At 59.6% G+C, this 15997-nt stretch carries 12 protein-coding genes; 6 read left to right on the forward strand and 6 right to left on the reverse strand.

The annotated features are described in order from the left end of the window. Positions 1 to 24: 24 nt before the first annotated feature. Positions 25 to 498: a pantetheine-phosphate adenylyltransferase gene (coaD, locus tag H9639_RS04075; protein WP_191806793.1), complete on the reverse strand. Its 474-nt coding sequence runs from the start codon at positions 496 to 498 to the stop codon at positions 25 to 27. A 41-nt stretch (positions 499 to 539) separates the two neighbouring features. On the opposite strand from coaD, the gene H9639_RS04080 reads away from it, so the two are divergent. Further along, positions 540 to 1784 carry an aminotransferase class I/II-fold pyridoxal phosphate-dependent enzyme gene (locus H9639_RS04080; RefSeq protein ID WP_191806794.1) on the forward strand — a complete coding sequence of 415 codons (1245 nt, stop codon included), beginning with the start codon at positions 540 to 542 and terminating at the stop codon, positions 1782 to 1784. Next, positions 1784 to 2578 (forward strand): spermidine synthase, encoded by a 795-nt coding sequence (locus H9639_RS04085; protein WP_191806795.1) that lies wholly within the window; start codon positions 1784 to 1786, stop codon positions 2576 to 2578. Before H9639_RS04080 ends, H9639_RS04085 begins: the two co-directional genes overlap by 1 nt. A 15-nt stretch (positions 2579 to 2593) precedes the next feature. Here H9639_RS04085 and rsmD read toward each other — a convergent pair whose 3' ends face one another. From rsmD to H9639_RS04100, 3 genes are read right to left on the reverse strand one after another with little or no spacing between them, the layout of a single operon-like run. Continuing rightward, the gene (gene rsmD, locus H9639_RS04090; RefSeq protein WP_191806796.1) at positions 2594 to 3217 is read right to left on the reverse strand and encodes a 16S rRNA (guanine(966)-N(2))-methyltransferase RsmD; all 624 of its coding nucleotides are present in this window, start codon (positions 3215 to 3217) and stop codon (positions 2594 to 2596) included. Between the two features lie 37 nt (positions 3218 to 3254). Then, positions 3255 to 5480, reverse strand: a complete 2226-nt coding sequence (gene recG, locus H9639_RS04095; RefSeq protein ID WP_191806797.1) for an ATP-dependent DNA helicase RecG — start codon at positions 5478 to 5480, stop codon at positions 3255 to 3257. A gap of 6 nt (positions 5481 to 5486) precedes the next feature. Then, on the reverse strand, positions 5487 to 6485 hold the full coding sequence (locus H9639_RS04100; RefSeq protein WP_191806907.1) for a DAK2 domain-containing protein: 999 nt from the start codon (positions 6483 to 6485) through the stop codon (positions 5487 to 5489). Positions 6486 to 6691: 206 nt separating this feature from the next. Between H9639_RS04100 and H9639_RS04105 the strand changes: the two genes are divergently transcribed. The 4 genes from H9639_RS04105 to H9639_RS17255 all read left to right on the forward strand — a co-directional run bounded on the left by H9639_RS04105 (position 6692) and on the right by H9639_RS17255 (position 10777). Beyond that, the gene (locus H9639_RS04105; protein ID WP_191806798.1) at positions 6692 to 6910 is read left to right on the forward strand and encodes a hypothetical protein; all 219 of its coding nucleotides are present in this window, start codon (positions 6692 to 6694) and stop codon (positions 6908 to 6910) included. A gap of 107 nt (positions 6911 to 7017) precedes the next feature. Continuing rightward, positions 7018 to 8115: a non-hydrolyzing UDP-N-acetylglucosamine 2-epimerase gene (gene wecB / locus H9639_RS04110; RefSeq protein ID WP_191806799.1), complete on the forward strand. Its 1098-nt coding sequence runs from the start codon at positions 7018 to 7020 to the stop codon at positions 8113 to 8115. Positions 8116 to 8261: 146 nt separating this feature from the next. Further along, on the forward strand, positions 8262 to 9809 hold the full coding sequence (locus tag H9639_RS04115; RefSeq protein WP_191806800.1) for a glycosyltransferase: 1548 nt from the start codon (positions 8262 to 8264) through the stop codon (positions 9807 to 9809). 137 nt (positions 9810 to 9946) lie between these two features. After that, a complete protein-coding gene (locus H9639_RS17255) occupies positions 9947 to 10777 on the forward strand; it encodes a DUF6270 domain-containing protein (RefSeq protein WP_225219095.1) in 831 nt (276 codons plus the stop codon). A gap of 509 nt (positions 10778 to 11286) precedes the next feature. Here H9639_RS17255 and H9639_RS04120 read toward each other — a convergent pair. Continuing rightward, positions 11287 to 15081 (reverse strand): CDP-glycerol glycerophosphotransferase family protein, encoded by a 3795-nt coding sequence (locus H9639_RS04120; protein WP_191806801.1) that lies wholly within the window; start codon positions 15079 to 15081, stop codon positions 11287 to 11289. Between the two features lie 61 nt (positions 15082 to 15142). Beyond that, positions 15143 to 15841, reverse strand: coding sequence for a phosphocholine cytidylyltransferase family protein (locus tag H9639_RS04125; RefSeq protein ID WP_191806802.1), 699 nt, complete (start codon positions 15839 to 15841; stop codon positions 15143 to 15145). Between the last annotated feature and the right edge of the window lie 156 nt (positions 15842 to 15997).

A 15997-nucleotide genomic window follows, 5' to 3' on the forward strand; every position in this document is an offset into this window, starting at 1 on the left:
CCGGCCAGGAACACCCCGGCACGGCTAGCGCAGCGCGTCCATCCGCTTCAGGACGGCGCTCGGCACGAATCCGGCGATGTCCCCGCCCAGTGCGGCAACTTCCTTGATCAGGCTGGAGGACAGGTGCGTGTAGGAGTTATCAGCGGCAAGGAACACGGTCTCGACCCCGGTCAGGTGCCGGTTCATCACGGCCATCGGCAGTTCATACTGGTAGTCCTGCACCGAGCGCAGGCCCTTCACAATGGCGTTGGCACCGTGCTCGCGGCAGAACTCCGCCAGCAGCCCGTGCCCCATGGGCAGCACCGACACCCCGGCCAGGGAGCCGAGTGTCTCCGCCGCAATCTCCAGGCGTTCCTCCTCGGAGAACCGGTACTTTTTGGCGTAGTTCGTGGAAACGGCCACGATGACCTCGTCGAAGAGGTTGGCGGCCCTGGCAATCACTTCCAGGTGGCCATTGTGGATCGGGTCAAAGGAACCGGGGCATACTGCGCGTCGCATAAGTCGAATCTACCGGCTTGGTGCGGGTAATACTTGAAGGCATGACTTCAACACCCCGAGCACAAACCCTCCGTGACTCCCGGAACGGAGCTCCCGCTCCCTGGCAGCGGACAGCCGCGGGCGCCAACCTGCTCGGCGCGGACGGAAATCTTGGGGTGACCATCTTCGAGGAGATCACCGCTCTGGCCGGCGTGCACGGAGCCATCAACCTGGGCCAGGGATTCCCGGATGAGGACGGCCCGGCGGAGATCCGCAACGCTGCACGCAAGGCCATTCTCGCCGGCGCCAACCAGTACGCCCCGGGCCAGGGGCTTCCGGTCCTGCGCGAGGCTGTCGCCGAGCACCAGGAACGCTTTTACGGACTAACTCTGGACCCGGCCACCGAGATCATTGTCACCACGGGCGCCACCGAGGCCATTGCCTCTGCGCTGCTGGCACTGACGGGTCCGGGTGACGAGGTCCTGACGTTCGAACCGTTCTACGATTCCTACGGCGCCATCATCGGCCTGTCCGGCGCCACCCACACCACCGCTCCCCTGCTGGCGCCGGACTTCATGCCGGATCTGGACGCCCTGGAGGCAGCATTCACGGACCGCACCCGCGTGGTCCTGGTGAACAACCCGCACAACCCCACCGGCGCCGTGTTCCCGGAGCCGGTCCTGCAGCGGATCGTGGACCTTGCCATCCGGCACGACGCCGTGATCCTCACCGATGAGGTGTATGAACACCTGACCTTCGGTCCCCGCCACATCCCGGTGGCGACGCTGCCCGGAGCCGCGGACCGGACCCTCACCATCTCCTCGGCCGGCAAAACGTTCTCCCTGACGGGCTGGAAGATCGGCTGGCTGAGCGGCCCCGCGGAGCTGGTGGCCGCCGTCCGCACGGTCAAGAGCTTCCTCACCTACAGCTCCGGGTCGCCGTTCCAGGCGGCCATCGCCACGGGCCTGCGGATGGAGGATTCCTTCTTCACGGACGCCGCCGGAACCCTGCGGGCCAAACGCAATGTCCTGTCCGCCGGGCTGCGGGCCGCCGGACTGGACGTCTACACGCCGCAGGGCACCTACTTCGTCAACGCCGACGTCGCTCCCCTGGGCATTACCGATGCCACCGAGCTCGCCCGGCAGCTCCCGGAGCTGGTGGGCGTCGCCGCCATCCCGGTGGCCATGTTCTGCCACCCCGAGGGAGCCGAACGGACCCGGACCCTGCTGCGCTTCGCGTTCTGCAAACGGTTCGATGTGCTGCAGGAAGCAGCCGAACGCATCGCCCGCCTCGGCGAGGGGCTCTAGTGGCCCGCCGTCCGCCGTCGCGCCTGCTGCGGGGCATCGGCGCGCACGCCGAACTGGACGAGGACGCGTTCACCGACGGCGCCTGGATCCTGTCCATCGGCGGTGCCCAGCAGTCGCACGTGAACCTGGCGCAACCGCAGGAAATCTTCTACGAGTACCTCCGCCGGATCGGCAACGTCCTGGACCTCGCCGCGCCGGCCGGCCAGCCGCTGCGGACCCTGCATCTGGGTGCCGGCGCCCTGACGCTGGCGCGCTATGTCCAGGCCACCCGGCCCGGCTCGGAGCAGGCCGCCGTCGAGCTTGAACGTGAGCTCCTGGACTACGTGCTGGCGTACCTGCCGCTGCCCGGCGGGACCCGGCTGCAGACCATCATCGGTGACGCGCGGGCCGAGCTGGCCCGGTTCGAGCCGGCGTCCTTCGACGTTATTGTGCTGGATGTTTTCGCCGGTGCCGACGCCCCGGAACACCTGGCGGCGCCGGAGTACTACGCCGAACTGCTGGAGCTGCTCTCCCCCGCGGGGGTGCTGCTGGTCAACGTGGGCGATGATCCGCCGCTGGCCTTTGCGCGCCGGCAGGCGGCCGCGGTGCAGGATGTCTTCAGTGCGGCCGGCGGCGATATTGCGGCGCTGGGCGACGCGGGTATGTTCACCGGCCGTCATCCGGGAAACATTGTCCTGGCAGGTACGCGTTTCCGCTGGCCGCAGGAGTGGACCGCCAGCCTGCTGGCGGCAGGCCCGCATCCTGCGGCGGTGCTCACCGGGGCGGAGCTGGATGCCTTCGCGTCCGGCCGGTAAGCGCCGCCCGGGACGTCAGCCTTCGGTGGGTGCCGGCTCCGCGTCTGCCTCAGCGTCCGAGTCCGCATCCGGCTGCGCCGGTTCGGCGAACCAGAGCGTTGTTTCGCCGTAGGCGCGTTCGCTGAAGCGTTCCAGTCCGTCCGGCCAGAGCGGTTCGGATGAGCGGGTGGAGCGTTCCACCACCACGACGGCGCCCGGCGCGAGGTGCGGGGTGAGTGCCTGCAGGACTCCGGCCAGTGCGGCTTCCTCCAGGTCATACGGCGGGTCAATAAACACCAGGTCCCAGGCCAGGCCTTCGGGCACCCGGAGCAGGTAGGTCTCCGCCTTGGCCCGGTGCACCCGCACGCGTTCCTTGCCCAGCACACGGTTCACCAGGCCGGCGTTGCTGCGGCAGACCCCCGCAGCCTTCTCCGCCAGCTCCACCAGGTCAACGCGGGCCGCTCCGCGGCTGGCGCTTTCGACGCCAAGGGAGCCGGATCCGGCGAACAGGTCCAGGACGTACGCGCCGGAAAGGACCTCGTAGGACTCCAGCCGGGAGAAGAGCGCTTCCTTAACCCGGTCCGTGGTGGGCCGGGTTCCTGATCCCGGGACGCTGGACAGGGTGGTTCCGCCGGCGGCCCCGGCAATAATGCGGCTCATGCTTCCACTTTAGTCAGCCGCCGGTCCGGGCCCGGCATCAGCCCCGTTCCAGGAAGGCTTCCTTTTCCGGGTTCAGGTAGGCCTCGATCGCTTCGTTCAGGCCGGGGTAGTCCACAAGGTCCGGATCTGCGGCGACAAGTTCCTGCGCATCGGTCCGCGCCTTTTCGATGACTTTCTCGTCCTGGATGGCGCGCAGCAGCTTCAGGGTGGAGCGTCCGCCGGACTGGGAGGCGCCCAGGATGTCCCCCTCGCGGCGGAGTTCCAAGTCCCGGCGGGAGAGTTCGAAGCCGTCAGTGGTCGCCGCCACGGCGTCCAGCCGTTCGCGGCTCGGATGCCCGGGTTCCAGGTTTGTCACCAGCAGGCAGGTGCCCGGCAGCCCGCCCCGGCCAACGCGTCCGCGCAGCTGGTGCAGCTGGGACATACCGAACCGCTCGGCGTCGAGGATCACCATCATGGTGGCGTTGTGCACGTCAACGCCCACTTCGATCACGGTCGTGGAGACCAGCAGATCGATTTCGCCGCGGTTGAACGCGTCCATGACCGCGGATTTTTCCGCCGGGTCCATCCGTCCGTGCAGCATCGCGATCCGGGTTCCGGCCAGCGCGGGCAGCTCCTGCAGGCGCTCCACCGTGTCCAGGACGGAGGCCAGCGGCCGCTGGTTGCGCGCGGACGCGGTTTTGACGGGGGTTTCCTCGATGAGGGCCAGCTCCGTGCCGGGTTCCTCCTCACGGTCCCCGATCTTGGGACAGACCACGTAGACCTGACGTCCGGCGTCGATCTCCTCCCGGGCCCGGGCCCAGATGCGTGGGCCCCACGCGGGTTTCTCCGTGAGCGGCGCCAAGTAGGTGGAGATCGGTGCGCGGCCGGCAGGAAGTTCCGCCAGGGTGGACACATCCAGGTCGCCGAAGACGGTCATGGCCACGGTCCGCGGGATGGGAGTGGCCGTCATCACCAGCAGGTGCGGTGTGCTGTGCCGGCCCTTGGTCCGCAGCAGATCCCGCTGCTCGACGCCGAAGCGGTGCTGCTCGTCCACGACCACCAGGCCGAGGTCCGCGAACTGCACGTGCTCCGAGAGCAGGGCGTGGGTGCCGATGACGATTCCCGCGCTGCCGCTGGCCGCCTCCAGGAGAGCGGCCTTGCGCTGCGCGGCGCCCATGGAGCCGGTCAGCAGGGCCACGCGGGTTCCGTTATCACTGCCGCCGAGCAGTCCGCCTTCTGCCAGCGGACCCAGTGTCCGGGTAATCGAAGCATGGTGCTGGGCGGCGAGGACCTCGGTGGGGGCCAGCAGCGCCGCCTGTCCGCCGGCGTCGATCACCTGGAGCATGGCTCGCAGCGCCACCAGCGTTTTACCGGAGCCAACCTCGCCCTGCAGCAGGCGGTTCATCGGGTGCGGCCGGGCCAGGTCCGCGGCGAGCTCCCCGCCCACTTGTTCCTGACCGGCGGTGAGGGTGAAGGGCAGTGCGGCGTCGAAGGCTTCCAACAGACCGCACTGAACCGGCGGCCGGGCGGTGGCGTCCTCCTGGGCGGTGAAGGCGTGCCGGCGGGCCAGGGCCGTCTGCAGCACCAGTGCTTCCTGGTAGCGGAAACGGTGGCGTGCCTTGTAGGCGTCCTGGATTTCCGCGGGGCGGTGGATGGCCTCGTAGGCCGCAGCCAGGCTCATAAACCCTTCCCGGCGGCGGATGGCCTCGGGCAGCGGGTCCCGCAGCCGTTCTGTCTGCAGGCTGTCCAGCAGCAGGTCGATGGTTTTCTTGATCTCCCAGCTGGTCAGTTTGGCGGTGGCCGGGTAGACGGGGATGGGCCGCTTGGCCTCTTCCTCGTCATCGGCATCGTCAGCCAGCAGCACATAGTTGGGGTTTGTCAGGGTGAGCTGCCGCTTGTAGACGCCGACCTTGCCGGAGAACATGGCGCGGGTGCCCACCTGCAGGTCCTTCTGCGCCTGGTAGCCGTTGAAGAAGGTCAGGTGCAGCAGTCCCAGCGACCCGTCGGCGTCGTCCGTCACGGTGATTTCGAGGATCATGCCCTTGCGGGTCTGCATCCGCCGTGCGTTGTTGCTCTGCACGCGGGCCACCAGGGTGACTTCCTCATCGAAGGGGATCTCGGCGATCGGGGTGAGTTCACCGCGTTCGAGGTAACGGCGGGGAACGTGCAGCAGCAGTTCGCCCACGGTGGAGATGCCAAGCTGCTGCGCGATCTTGTCCGCGGAGCGTTTACCAATCCGGCGGTCGAGGGGGTAGTCGAGTTCGCCGGGAGTCCTGTCCTGCATGGGCCTCTAAGCTTCGCGGGCCAGATCGCCGCCGGAAGCGGTGTCTTCGGAGAGCGGGACCTGCGCGATTTCCGTTGTCTGGTGCCCGTTGGCGGAAAGTTCGGTGATGGTGACGTTGGTCGGTTCGCCCACTGTGCGCAGCAGTTCCAGCACGGCTCCGGCGTCGGGGGTGTGGACGTGGACCCGCCAGCGGTAGCCCTCCCCCACGGGGCTGACGGCGCTCATGATCACGGACTCCCCCAGTTCATCCAGGGAGAGGCGCATGGTGGCGGCGTCGAGCGGGCTCAGGGTGATGGTGCACATAACTTCCACGCCTTCGAGCTGCGGCTGCCGGCTGTGGATGTGCGGGTCCTGGACGTCGTAGCCGTGCAGGCCGTCCAGCAGCTCTCCCTGCAGCTCTTCGCCCAGCGCAGCGGCGCGCAGGGCGTCGAGCACCAGCAGGAAGCCCACGCCGCCGGCGTCGACAACCCGGGCATCGGTGAGGGTCTGCAGCTGCTCTTCAGTGCGGACGACGGCGGCCAGGGCTGCCCGCATCATGGCCCGGAGCGTATCGGCCAGGCCTGCGTTGGAGTCATCGCCCATCTGGGCGGCTTCCACCCGGGAGGCGCCTCTGGCGGCTTCTTCCAGGACGGAGAGCATGGTCCCGGGAACGGGATCGCTGAGCACCGACCAGGAGCGCAGCTGCGCCCGGTCCAGAGCCATGGCCAGCTGCGGCGCTGACAATCTGGTGCTGCCGTGCAGCGGCTCTGCCATTGCGGTGAGGAAAACGGAGAGCAGGGTTCCGGAGTTTCCGCGGGCCTGTTCCATGGCAGAACGGCCGGCGGCGGAGAGCAGCTCTCCAATGTCCTGGGTGTCCAGCTCAGCTGCCGCGGCGGAGGCAGCGCGCATGGTCAGGTAGAGGTTCGTTCCGGTGTCGCCGTCGGCTACCGGGAAGATATTGATGGCGTTCAGCCGGTCGCTGTGGTTCCCCAGGGAGACCTCGGCGTTGCTCAACCATCGCTTCAGCGCTTGCGCATTGGCGGTGATTTTAGTCTGCAAAGTAATCCCGTTCCGTGCTGTTGCTCATGCGTGAACTCCGGTTGTGCCAGTTTGTTCGTGGACAACCTCCGGGGCTCCGTTGACCCGATCAGTAGCCTGTCCAGTGAGAAGCGTACCGCAGGGCCCTGACAGCCGACCGTAAGCGCCGGGGTTTTTGTGGGAAAGTGGAGCACATGGGCAAACGGCTTTACACAGAAGTTGCGGCTGCGCGGCACATGAGTTCGGGTACCAGGGACCCGGAGCTCCAGTCAGCAGTGGCGGCTCCCGTTGCCACCCCCTCGACAGGTTCGGGGCTTTCGTACCGGCAGAAACGCACCATCGCGTGGCTGATTAGTGTCCTGGTTTTCCTGACGGTTCCCACCCTGATTGTACTGCTCGTGCTCTTTGGCTAAACGGAACCTTCCGCCCCGCAATAACAGCGGCGATATTCCATATCGGGTAGCATGAGCGCCATTACACGGTCTCACAAACACTATGGGGTAAAATTTTGGCGCTCATCATGCCTATCTACGGGACCCGTCCCGAAGCCATTAAGATGGCGCCTATCGTCACGGAACTAAAGCGCTCCGAGGACATGGACTGCTTTGTGACAGTCACCGGCCAGCACCGGTCAATGCTGGACCAGGTCAACAGCCTGTTTGAAATTGTTCCAGACCATGACCTTAATATTTTTGAACCGGGACAGAGTCTTAACGGCATCCTGAGCCGCACCATCGACGGGCTGGACAAACTATTCACCGTCAACCGCCCGGACGCTGTGGTGGTGCAGGGCGATACGACCACCTCCACCGCCGGTGCCATTGCGGCTTTTTACCAGGGTATTCCGGTGGTGCATGTGGAAGCAGGCCTGCGCAGCCACAACCTCTTCTCCCCGTTCCCGGAGGAAGCCAACCGCAAGATGACCTCGCAGATTGCGAGCCTCCACCTGGCACCCACAACCACCAGCCGGGACAACCTGCTCCGGGAGAACATTCCCGCCCAGAACATAGTTGTTACGGGCAATACCGTCATTGATGCCCTCTTTATGACCATCGAAAAGAACGTTCCGTTCACGGATCCGCGGCTGGAGCAGCTGGCGGCGGATGGTTCCCGGATCCTGCTGGTCACCACCCACCGGCGCGAGAACCAGGGCGAGGCCATGCGGGGTATGGGCAGGGCGCTGGCCCGGATTGCCGACGCGGAACCGGACCTCACCATGGTGGTGCCGCTTCATAAGAACCCGGCCGTACGCAGCGCCGTGATGCCTGCTATTGAGAACAAGTCGAACATCATCGTGTCCGAGCCTTTGGACTACGGGGAATTCTGCCGGCTGCTAGCCATGTCCCACCTGGTACTCACAGATTCCGGCGGTGTCCAGGAAGAAGCGCCAAGCCTTGGCGTCCCGGTGCTGGTGATGCGGGAAAACACTGAGCGCCCGGAAGCCGTGGAAGCTGGCGTCGTAAAGCTGATCGGCACGGATGAAGACCGCATTGTCGCTGAGGTAAATGCGCTCCTGCATGACGAAACGCTTTATGCGTCTATGTCCGAGGCTATGAATCCGTACGGGGACGGGACAGCTGCGACGCGGAGCGTGGCGGCTGTCGCAGCGTTGCACTAACGGCACCGCTTAGGAAGACCCGAGCAGCGCGTACGCGCCGTACGAGGACATACTTCGTGCGCATCCGAGAATCAGATACCGAGCTGCCCAACAGTCAGCGCTAAAAAGATCCAGAGCCAGGTACCTGAACGACGACAGGAAGAAACTTGCTGAATACCGAGAGTACAACGATTGTTCAAGTTATGGATAGCATCGGCACCGGTAGAGGTGGATTAACCAAGGCCACCTTCAAACGGTTTCGGCAGGTAGCAGAAGGTAAACGTGCGATTCTAGTGACCGTCGCCTATCAGCCAAACTTGCACCAAATTTTCTCTCAGCTCAAGCGCGATGGCGAACTACCGCCACACGCGGAACTTCTGAGCTTTCATGACGATTTGCGGCATATTAGGAGGGATAGATCAAAGCCACTGAACAAGATGTGGACTGATTGGGAAGCCGACCGAAACTTTGCGTCCGTAACGGAATCCTTTGCCGAAACCACCATCGATCGATTTTTCAATGCTGGCTCCTTTGTTGGCCTGATTTGCCGAGGACACGATCGTAGCCCCCGATACGTCGATGTCCACGACGTTAACCGTCCGTGGCTGCGGCTATGCCGTGACCTGTTCTGGTCTGACGGAACATTGGCGCGCAGGGATCATTTCGATGAAACCGGACAAAGTCGATACAGGGAATATATTGACGAATCAGGACGCACTTATGTGTCATCCTGGGTTACTCCGGCGGGATACGAATACAGAACGGTCGAGTATGCAGCCGACGGAACAGCCACACTGTTCAAAGACATGCGATTTAGCAACTCTGCCTGGCTAAGGAGAAAGCTCGCTGAAATCGGGCCCTCAGTCGTATTCACAGATGAGCCTCGGACAACTTTTGCACTTGAGATAGATTCACCATTGGTTCATCACGTTACGACGATCCACGTTACGCATTTCAAGAACAACCAAGATCGCACGGACGGCCTCAAGAATTGGATGGGGCACTACATACAATTCAAACAAAACGTGTCGGATTTCGTACTGCTAACTGAGGCCCAACGGCTGGACTTCATCAAGGACGCCGGAGTTCCGTCAGAGCATGTATCAGTAATACCGCATGCAGCACCTTCGGAACGTAGCACCGTCACGCCACCCCACATGCCGACACTCGTCAGCGTCGGAAGGCTTGCCGACGAAAAACGAGTAGAGGATGCTATCACAGCATTTTCACGACACTGTCGCGAAATTCCGAATGTTCGGTTCAAGATTTACGGTGCGGGCCCGGCCGAAGAACGACTGAAAAATCTTGTGTCCACTCATGATCTGGACGGGATTGTAACGTTTGAAGGGTTGACTAAAGACCCACTAAAGGCGTTCGCGGAAGCAAACTGCTCGATTCTTTCATCAAAGTATGAAGGGTTCGGGCTAGTCATAACTGAGAGCTTTGCCATGGGAACCCCCGTGGTTGCTTACGACGTGATCTACGGGGCCAGGGATCTCATTGTGAATGGGAAAAACGGCCTGTTGGTAGGGGATGGCGACATCGATGCACTTGGGAAGTCAGTACATGACATTCTCACGGATGTGACCCTTCAGGCACGTCTTAGGTCCGGTGCGGTCGAAACCGCTGATAAGTTTTCAGAAGATGAGTGGGAAGATACTTGGAATAGAAAGATAACACTCCTCTCAGAAAATTTGCAGCATTCTAGAGTGTGATGAACCCTCTCGGCCGTTAGGAAAGGGCATTTATAGGTTCTGAGGAGATCGACTTTCCGAACGGCTGCCATCCTCGGGTCTGCAGACACACACTCCAGCCCCATGTCCATTAAAGTTCAAGTTGCAGAGGTAAGTCGTTGGATCCACTCATTAGAGTAGCCGTTCTCGGTTCATGCGTAACGCGGGACATCTTCAATCGTACTTTTAATCCTGGTTATAGAGATCTCTTTGAGTGCGTCGCTCTAGCGAATCAAGTCTCAATGGTATCTCTCATGTCTCCTCCGGTTTCGGTCGACCCAGACGAGCTAAACGGGTTAGTCCCGCGCGTACATGGTGAACTACTACGCGAGTTTTCCCGCAGCTTCCTGGACGAGTTAACCACGACCAAACCGCATTATTTAATAATGGACTTCCGTCCTGACTTGGTCTTTGGTTATTCCGAACTTGATAAAGGTGAGATAGTAACCCATAACACATGGTCGACTACGAAAACTCGTTTCTATGCAGGGCGGGAACTTGCTTGGTATCGAGCAGATCGTACCCCACGAAAGTTTATGGAAGCCTGGACGGCAGCCGTAGATTCCTTCTTCGCATGGGCGGAGGTTAACATCCCAGACACAAAGATAATCATCCACAGGGCTCGTAACGTTGCAACATGGATTGCAAAAGATGGGGAGACCAAACAATTTCGGCCGTGGTCAGTCAGCATGAACCGGCACTGGGATGTAATGGACGAATATGCCATGAGCAAGGACGGCGTTGAGTCCATAGATGTTCTCATACCGCAACAACAATCCTTCGAGGCACACCCCTGGGGCCCCTCAGCTCTTCACTATACTTTCGATTATCACCAGAGATTCCTTTCGAGGCTTTCCAGGATGGCATTACTCGACGTCATTCAGGAGACAAGAAGTGGAGGAGCCCCGAGGAGCACTGCGAAGCATCGCCGAGATGGTGGCACTCAATGAACGGCTATGCACGCGCACTGCGCTCGTGGGAACGACGCCGCCAAACCTCAATGACGATCTGATTCGCCCGCGTCACCATATGCCAGTAATCCACGGTGGTGGAGGTCTTGGGCAGTACCTACCGCACGGATTAATCAAATCCGCGCGGTCAGGTTCATTGCCACCGATTCCACCCTGGCATGCACTCGCCGGAAGCATGCTCGTGCACGCGCAGCTCGCGGGCCAAGGCACCCGTTCAAGCCACCGCCCAACTGCGGTGTCCTCATGAGAGATTCCCGGTCGTCCAGTTAACTCCAGAGGCAGAAGCGACCCGCGACGCGGCCTAAAGCTCCGTGAACAGGTGAGTGAGGATGCCAGCCACCAGCCTGTTGGTCGACCGGAAACGCAACCGAGTCCTCTCTGTAACCAGCACAAAGGTCGTGGACGCTGCAATTCTAGACATGCTAGATGCCGCCCGCCTCCGGAGACTCAAACTTCGAGTGTTTCCCATCGCATTCAGGGTCCCGGGCTTAGGGAGTTGTTCCCGCAGCGCCGAGGAATGCCTCGAGAGCCTCCTTTGCATACCTCTCAACGTCGAAATCTGGTACGTGCTGTCTGTCGCTTTGAAGAACCTTCTTAATCCCGTCCGCCAGACCGTCTACGGAGTTCTGACAAAGACATTCCAGGTTGTCGGAGAGGACCTGCCGTGACCCTGGGATATCTGTCGCCAAAATTTCCTTGCCCAGAATCATCGCCTCCAGTAGCACCATCGGTTGACCTTCATGGTTTGAGGGCAATACGAAACAGTCAGATGCGCTCAGGGCCGGGAACGGATTCTCTCGCAGCCCCGCGAAATAGACTGCGCGATCAAGATTGAGTTCCGCCCTCAGTTCTTCTAGATCGGCGCGCAGAGGGCCTTCACCGAGAACCAGGAGCCTGGCTTGATGCCCTTCCTTGATAACGCGCGCCAAGGCATGCAATAGCTTCGCTTGGTCCTTCTCTTTTGAAAGCCTTCCCATCGTAACGAACGTGGGCGTATCGTATTCGAACCACTCCACGAGGTCCTCGTCCAGGGGCTCAGCCGCGCGTGCAAGAGTTCCCTGAATATCAATCTGGTTAATAACCGGCAAAAACTTGTCAACCTCGACATTGACAATGCGGGTCAGCGCTGCCTGATTCAGTTCAGATAATGCGGGCGAAACAGACGCTAGCGCATCGAACTCGTCATATAGTTCAAACACTCCACGAAGATACGGAAAGCGAATCTGCCATTCTGCCTCCATCTCGTTATGGAGATAGATAACTTTCTTTGTTGCAGCCGGGGCTGCTGCCAGGACCGACGTCCAGTACCGAGAATAACCTTCAAACTCCACAACTACATCAAAATGACTGTCACCGAATAAACGCTTATATTCCTTCGCGAAGGACTCTACATAATGACGGCGATGCTCTTCTGAGGCAAAGACGTTCCAGCGATTGAAACAATCTATTAGCCACTTCTCTTCAATGTTTGCGACCTGGCGCCCGCCGTCGGCGACCAATCTAACGTAGTTCGGTAAAGCAGCGATTCGTGAAAGGCCAGCTTTCGTGTGGTCCACACCTTCAACCGGGACCACAACCGTCACGTCGTTTTCCGCGGGATCCAAGGAGTTGAGGAGGTTGATCAGTGAAGACGTTATGCCGTTAGGGAGCATGCTGTGATGAAATAGAAACCGGCGTTTATTCGGTATTTTTGACGTAATGAGACATTCGGTCTCATCTTCCAAGAAGAACTTTTTGGTCCGCGCGGATGCTCGACCATCTTCATGCCCGCAGTACTCTTCTATCAAGCTGTTTGAAGGTACAGTCTCAGGGCCGTCGCCGGCTAGAGAACGCCGCACCGCTTCAACGAGCGCTGTCTGAGATCGTGCCTCGTAAATACCAATATCGCTCGGACTAAAATAGAGTCCACGCTCCGCTTTATAGGCGTCCAAATCGTAAGTGTAGCAAATTACCGGCTTTTGGGTAGGAAGAAAGTCGAAGACTATGCTCGAGTAGTCAGTTATGAGAATGTCTACTACAGAAAGCAGCTCATTAGTATTTATCTCTTCATTTACCACATGAACCGGGAGAGAGTCCGGGATAAACGACGCGGATAAGTGATGCCCTTGGAAAAGTACAGCGCAATCAAGACCGGCAAGGGCCTGTAAATCACTGACAAGACGTTCAGAATCAAAGTGCTGCTCGCTGGAGCTGCCCCGCCACGTCGGAGCGTACAGCACTACTTTTTTACTTCTATCGACGAGGCCCAGCGCTTCCCTCAGATCCTCCACCCGATTAGGCGAAGCGTTCAGTGTAAAGTCGATCCTCGGATAGCCCGTGATTGCAACCTTGGCGGTTCCCAAACCTTCCACGTCATAGCGCTCAAGCAACACGCGCCTTGTATGCTCGTTGGGGGTAATGATGTGGGTGGCATGAAGGAAGTTCCGTGTCACGTTCCGGTGCTCCACAACTCCGGTCTGTATATCCTTCCCGAGAGTCTTCATTGGCGTACCATGCCAGGTGTTCAAATATCTCTGGCCCTGACGCCGGCTAAACATCGCTTGGAACGTCACGTTGTTGACGAGGTACTTGGCCGTAGCAAGAAATCTTAGATATAGATGGCTTCCGCGCTGCACGAAAAGAATATTCTCACGGTGCCTCATCCATTTTGGAATGGCAGTGTCTGGGGTTGTCACCCACACATGTAAGAAGTGTGCGTAATCCTGGTCGTTGTATATTTCCCTAAATAGCGCGTAGGGATTACAGGTAATTTGCTTGCCGAAGAAGCTTTCATAGAGAATAACATTCTTCCGTATAGGGAGATGCTGAGACATCTCTGAATACTGGAAGTTTCTTTGAAGTCCAGCATCCTTTTTATACTTTTCATTATCAATGCCTCGGGGTGAGACAGAAATCCTGGTCATCCGATAGGCCTTTGCAGCGGCCTCGGGCTGGTTCAAAGCCTGATAAGCCTTAGCTATCCGGAAGTAGATCGATGCGTCAAAGCTTTGCTTTCTATCTGCCGCAGCATTCAAGCATGCCAATGCATCTGCCCAGAGTTCTCTATTTTCAAACTCCGCAGCAATCTTCTGGATTTGATCTGCATCCCGGGAGCGCAGTGCTGCGGATCTCGCGCGTTGCAAAATCTGCATCTCGTAAGCAGTGTCCTGACTAAACGTGGTGAGAGCTGGTTCGTTTTCTGCATTTGCTACGGCGGGCACATAATCCAGAGAGGTTGAGTAGGCAGCTAAGGCACCCTCGAAGTCTCCTTGGGCTTCCTTTACGACTCCGAGTCGATAGGCCCAGTATCTTGCTGGTTCATTGTTAACTGCCGAGCAGTCCAGACCATACGCATAGCTTTTCTCGGCCGCGGGAAAATCGCCGAGTCGTTCCTTGACGAATCCTAGACGGAAGTGGTTCCGCCAGAGAGCGGGCTGTGAAGAAATTGCTTCCTCATAATGAGCAACCGCGGCATTCCACCGATAGCAGCGTTCATTTGCCCGTCCGGCTCGGAAGTGCAGCTCTCCATTCCAAGGGGAGTCCTCGCAATCGATGGCGTAACGATCCGCTGCCTCAGGCCACATTCCACGCTGCTCATAAAATACTCCGATACCCAGGCTTTTGCTCTGGAGCTTTTGATCAGCTTTCTTTGCGCGCTTGAAGGCGCTTGCCGCCTTGTCTTGAGATCCTGCTCTTAGCCAACAGTGTCCTTCTCGGAATAGGTTTACGGCTGTGCCTGGACGAAGCTCGTTAGCACGTTGGAATGCCTCCGCGGCTTCGCCGTACCTGTTCATTGCTTCGAGCGCATCAGCCAGCCTGAGAAACCAATCGGGTGAGCTCTCGAAGCTGGGTTTAGCTGACTGGAGCAGTTCCAGCTCCTGCCATCTTTGCCCCTTCTGTCGCAGCGACTTGGCACGCTCGTCGTGCAACTGAGCCTTCGTAAAGATCAAGGCTTGTTCGCATCGATGCATCTTGTCAGCCCACGCCTTGTTATCAGGAGCTAGGGCATTTGCTTTTCGGTAATGAGCAAGCGCTGCATCTTTATCGTGCAGTCTCTCCCAGACTGTTGCCAGCCTGTAATGCCAAGGAGCCTGGCCCGGCTTTAGCGCGATGGCTTCCTCGAGAAACTCCCGAGACTGATCAAGTTCACCCTGGTGGAACGCCAAATTTGCAAGGCGGAACAAAGCGTCCGCCTGCTTGTTTCCGGCACCTTCTGCGGAACGCCCGTAAAGGCTGGCTGCCCAGGCTTTACGCCCGGCCTTTTCGGAGAGTCGTGCAGCAGTGAACATTGCTTTGGAGTTCATAGGGTGTTTAACCGGCCTTGGCCGAGTTCCTTTCAACGCTAAGTCGGATCTTGTGGGGCTTTTAGCGGTCTAGGCAGTGGTTAGCCCGTACCAGATCCTCTGCAAAGTCCACTTCCACGGCATAGTAGGCGCTAATATCTACGGGCACGTAGGCAACTCCATCCAGCTGAATGGTCTTCTCGATGCCTCCTTCGAAATATTCCTGGTCGTGAACCTCCGCCAGGCGTTCAATCAGGTGCTTTTTGTCGCCCGACGCGATGTAGTTGATTCCAATGGCCTCACCCAACGCGTTTTGGGTGGCCTTGGAGAGACCAAGGATGTGTCCGTCGCTGTCCACCGTGTACTTCACTTCTTCATCGGAGGTGGAGGAAGTGTCCACGGCAACGAACGATTTGTCGGCCGCCATCATCGGGGTGAGCTCGCTGAACATAGCCGGGTCAAAAACGACGTCACCGTTCATCCACAGCACACCGCCGTCGAAAGAGTTTTTCAGGGCCTTGAGCAGGCTCTTTGACGTATTCGTCTGGTCGAAAGCCTCGTTGTAGACGAAGGAAGCCTCCGGCATGTGCTCCATGATCTGTTCGAGCTTGTAGCCCACCACGATGGTGAGGTGCAGCTCGTCGCCAAAGGCGGCCCGCAGGTTCTCGACCTGCTGCTGCATGATCGTCCTGCCGTCGTCCAGTTGCGTCATCGACTTCGGATGCGGCCGCGCGAGCCTGGTACCCATGCCAGCAGCGAGAATTACGGCTTGTACAGTCATTTTGTTCCTATCGGTCCTTAAATCTGTCTTCCGAAAGGGACATCGCAGAGCAGCTTAAACCACAGTCTCGATGCAACGCCGGATAAACGGCGGTAGTTCCCCCGGGGAATACCTTACCCATGAACACGCAGTTCATGGGTATTTGCTTGACTCATT

Origin of the sequence: Arthrobacter gallicola (genome assembly GCF_014836775.1) — a bacterium.
GTDB classification, from domain to species: Bacteria; Actinomycetota; Actinomycetes; order Actinomycetales; family Micrococcaceae; genus Arthrobacter_B; species Arthrobacter_B gallicola.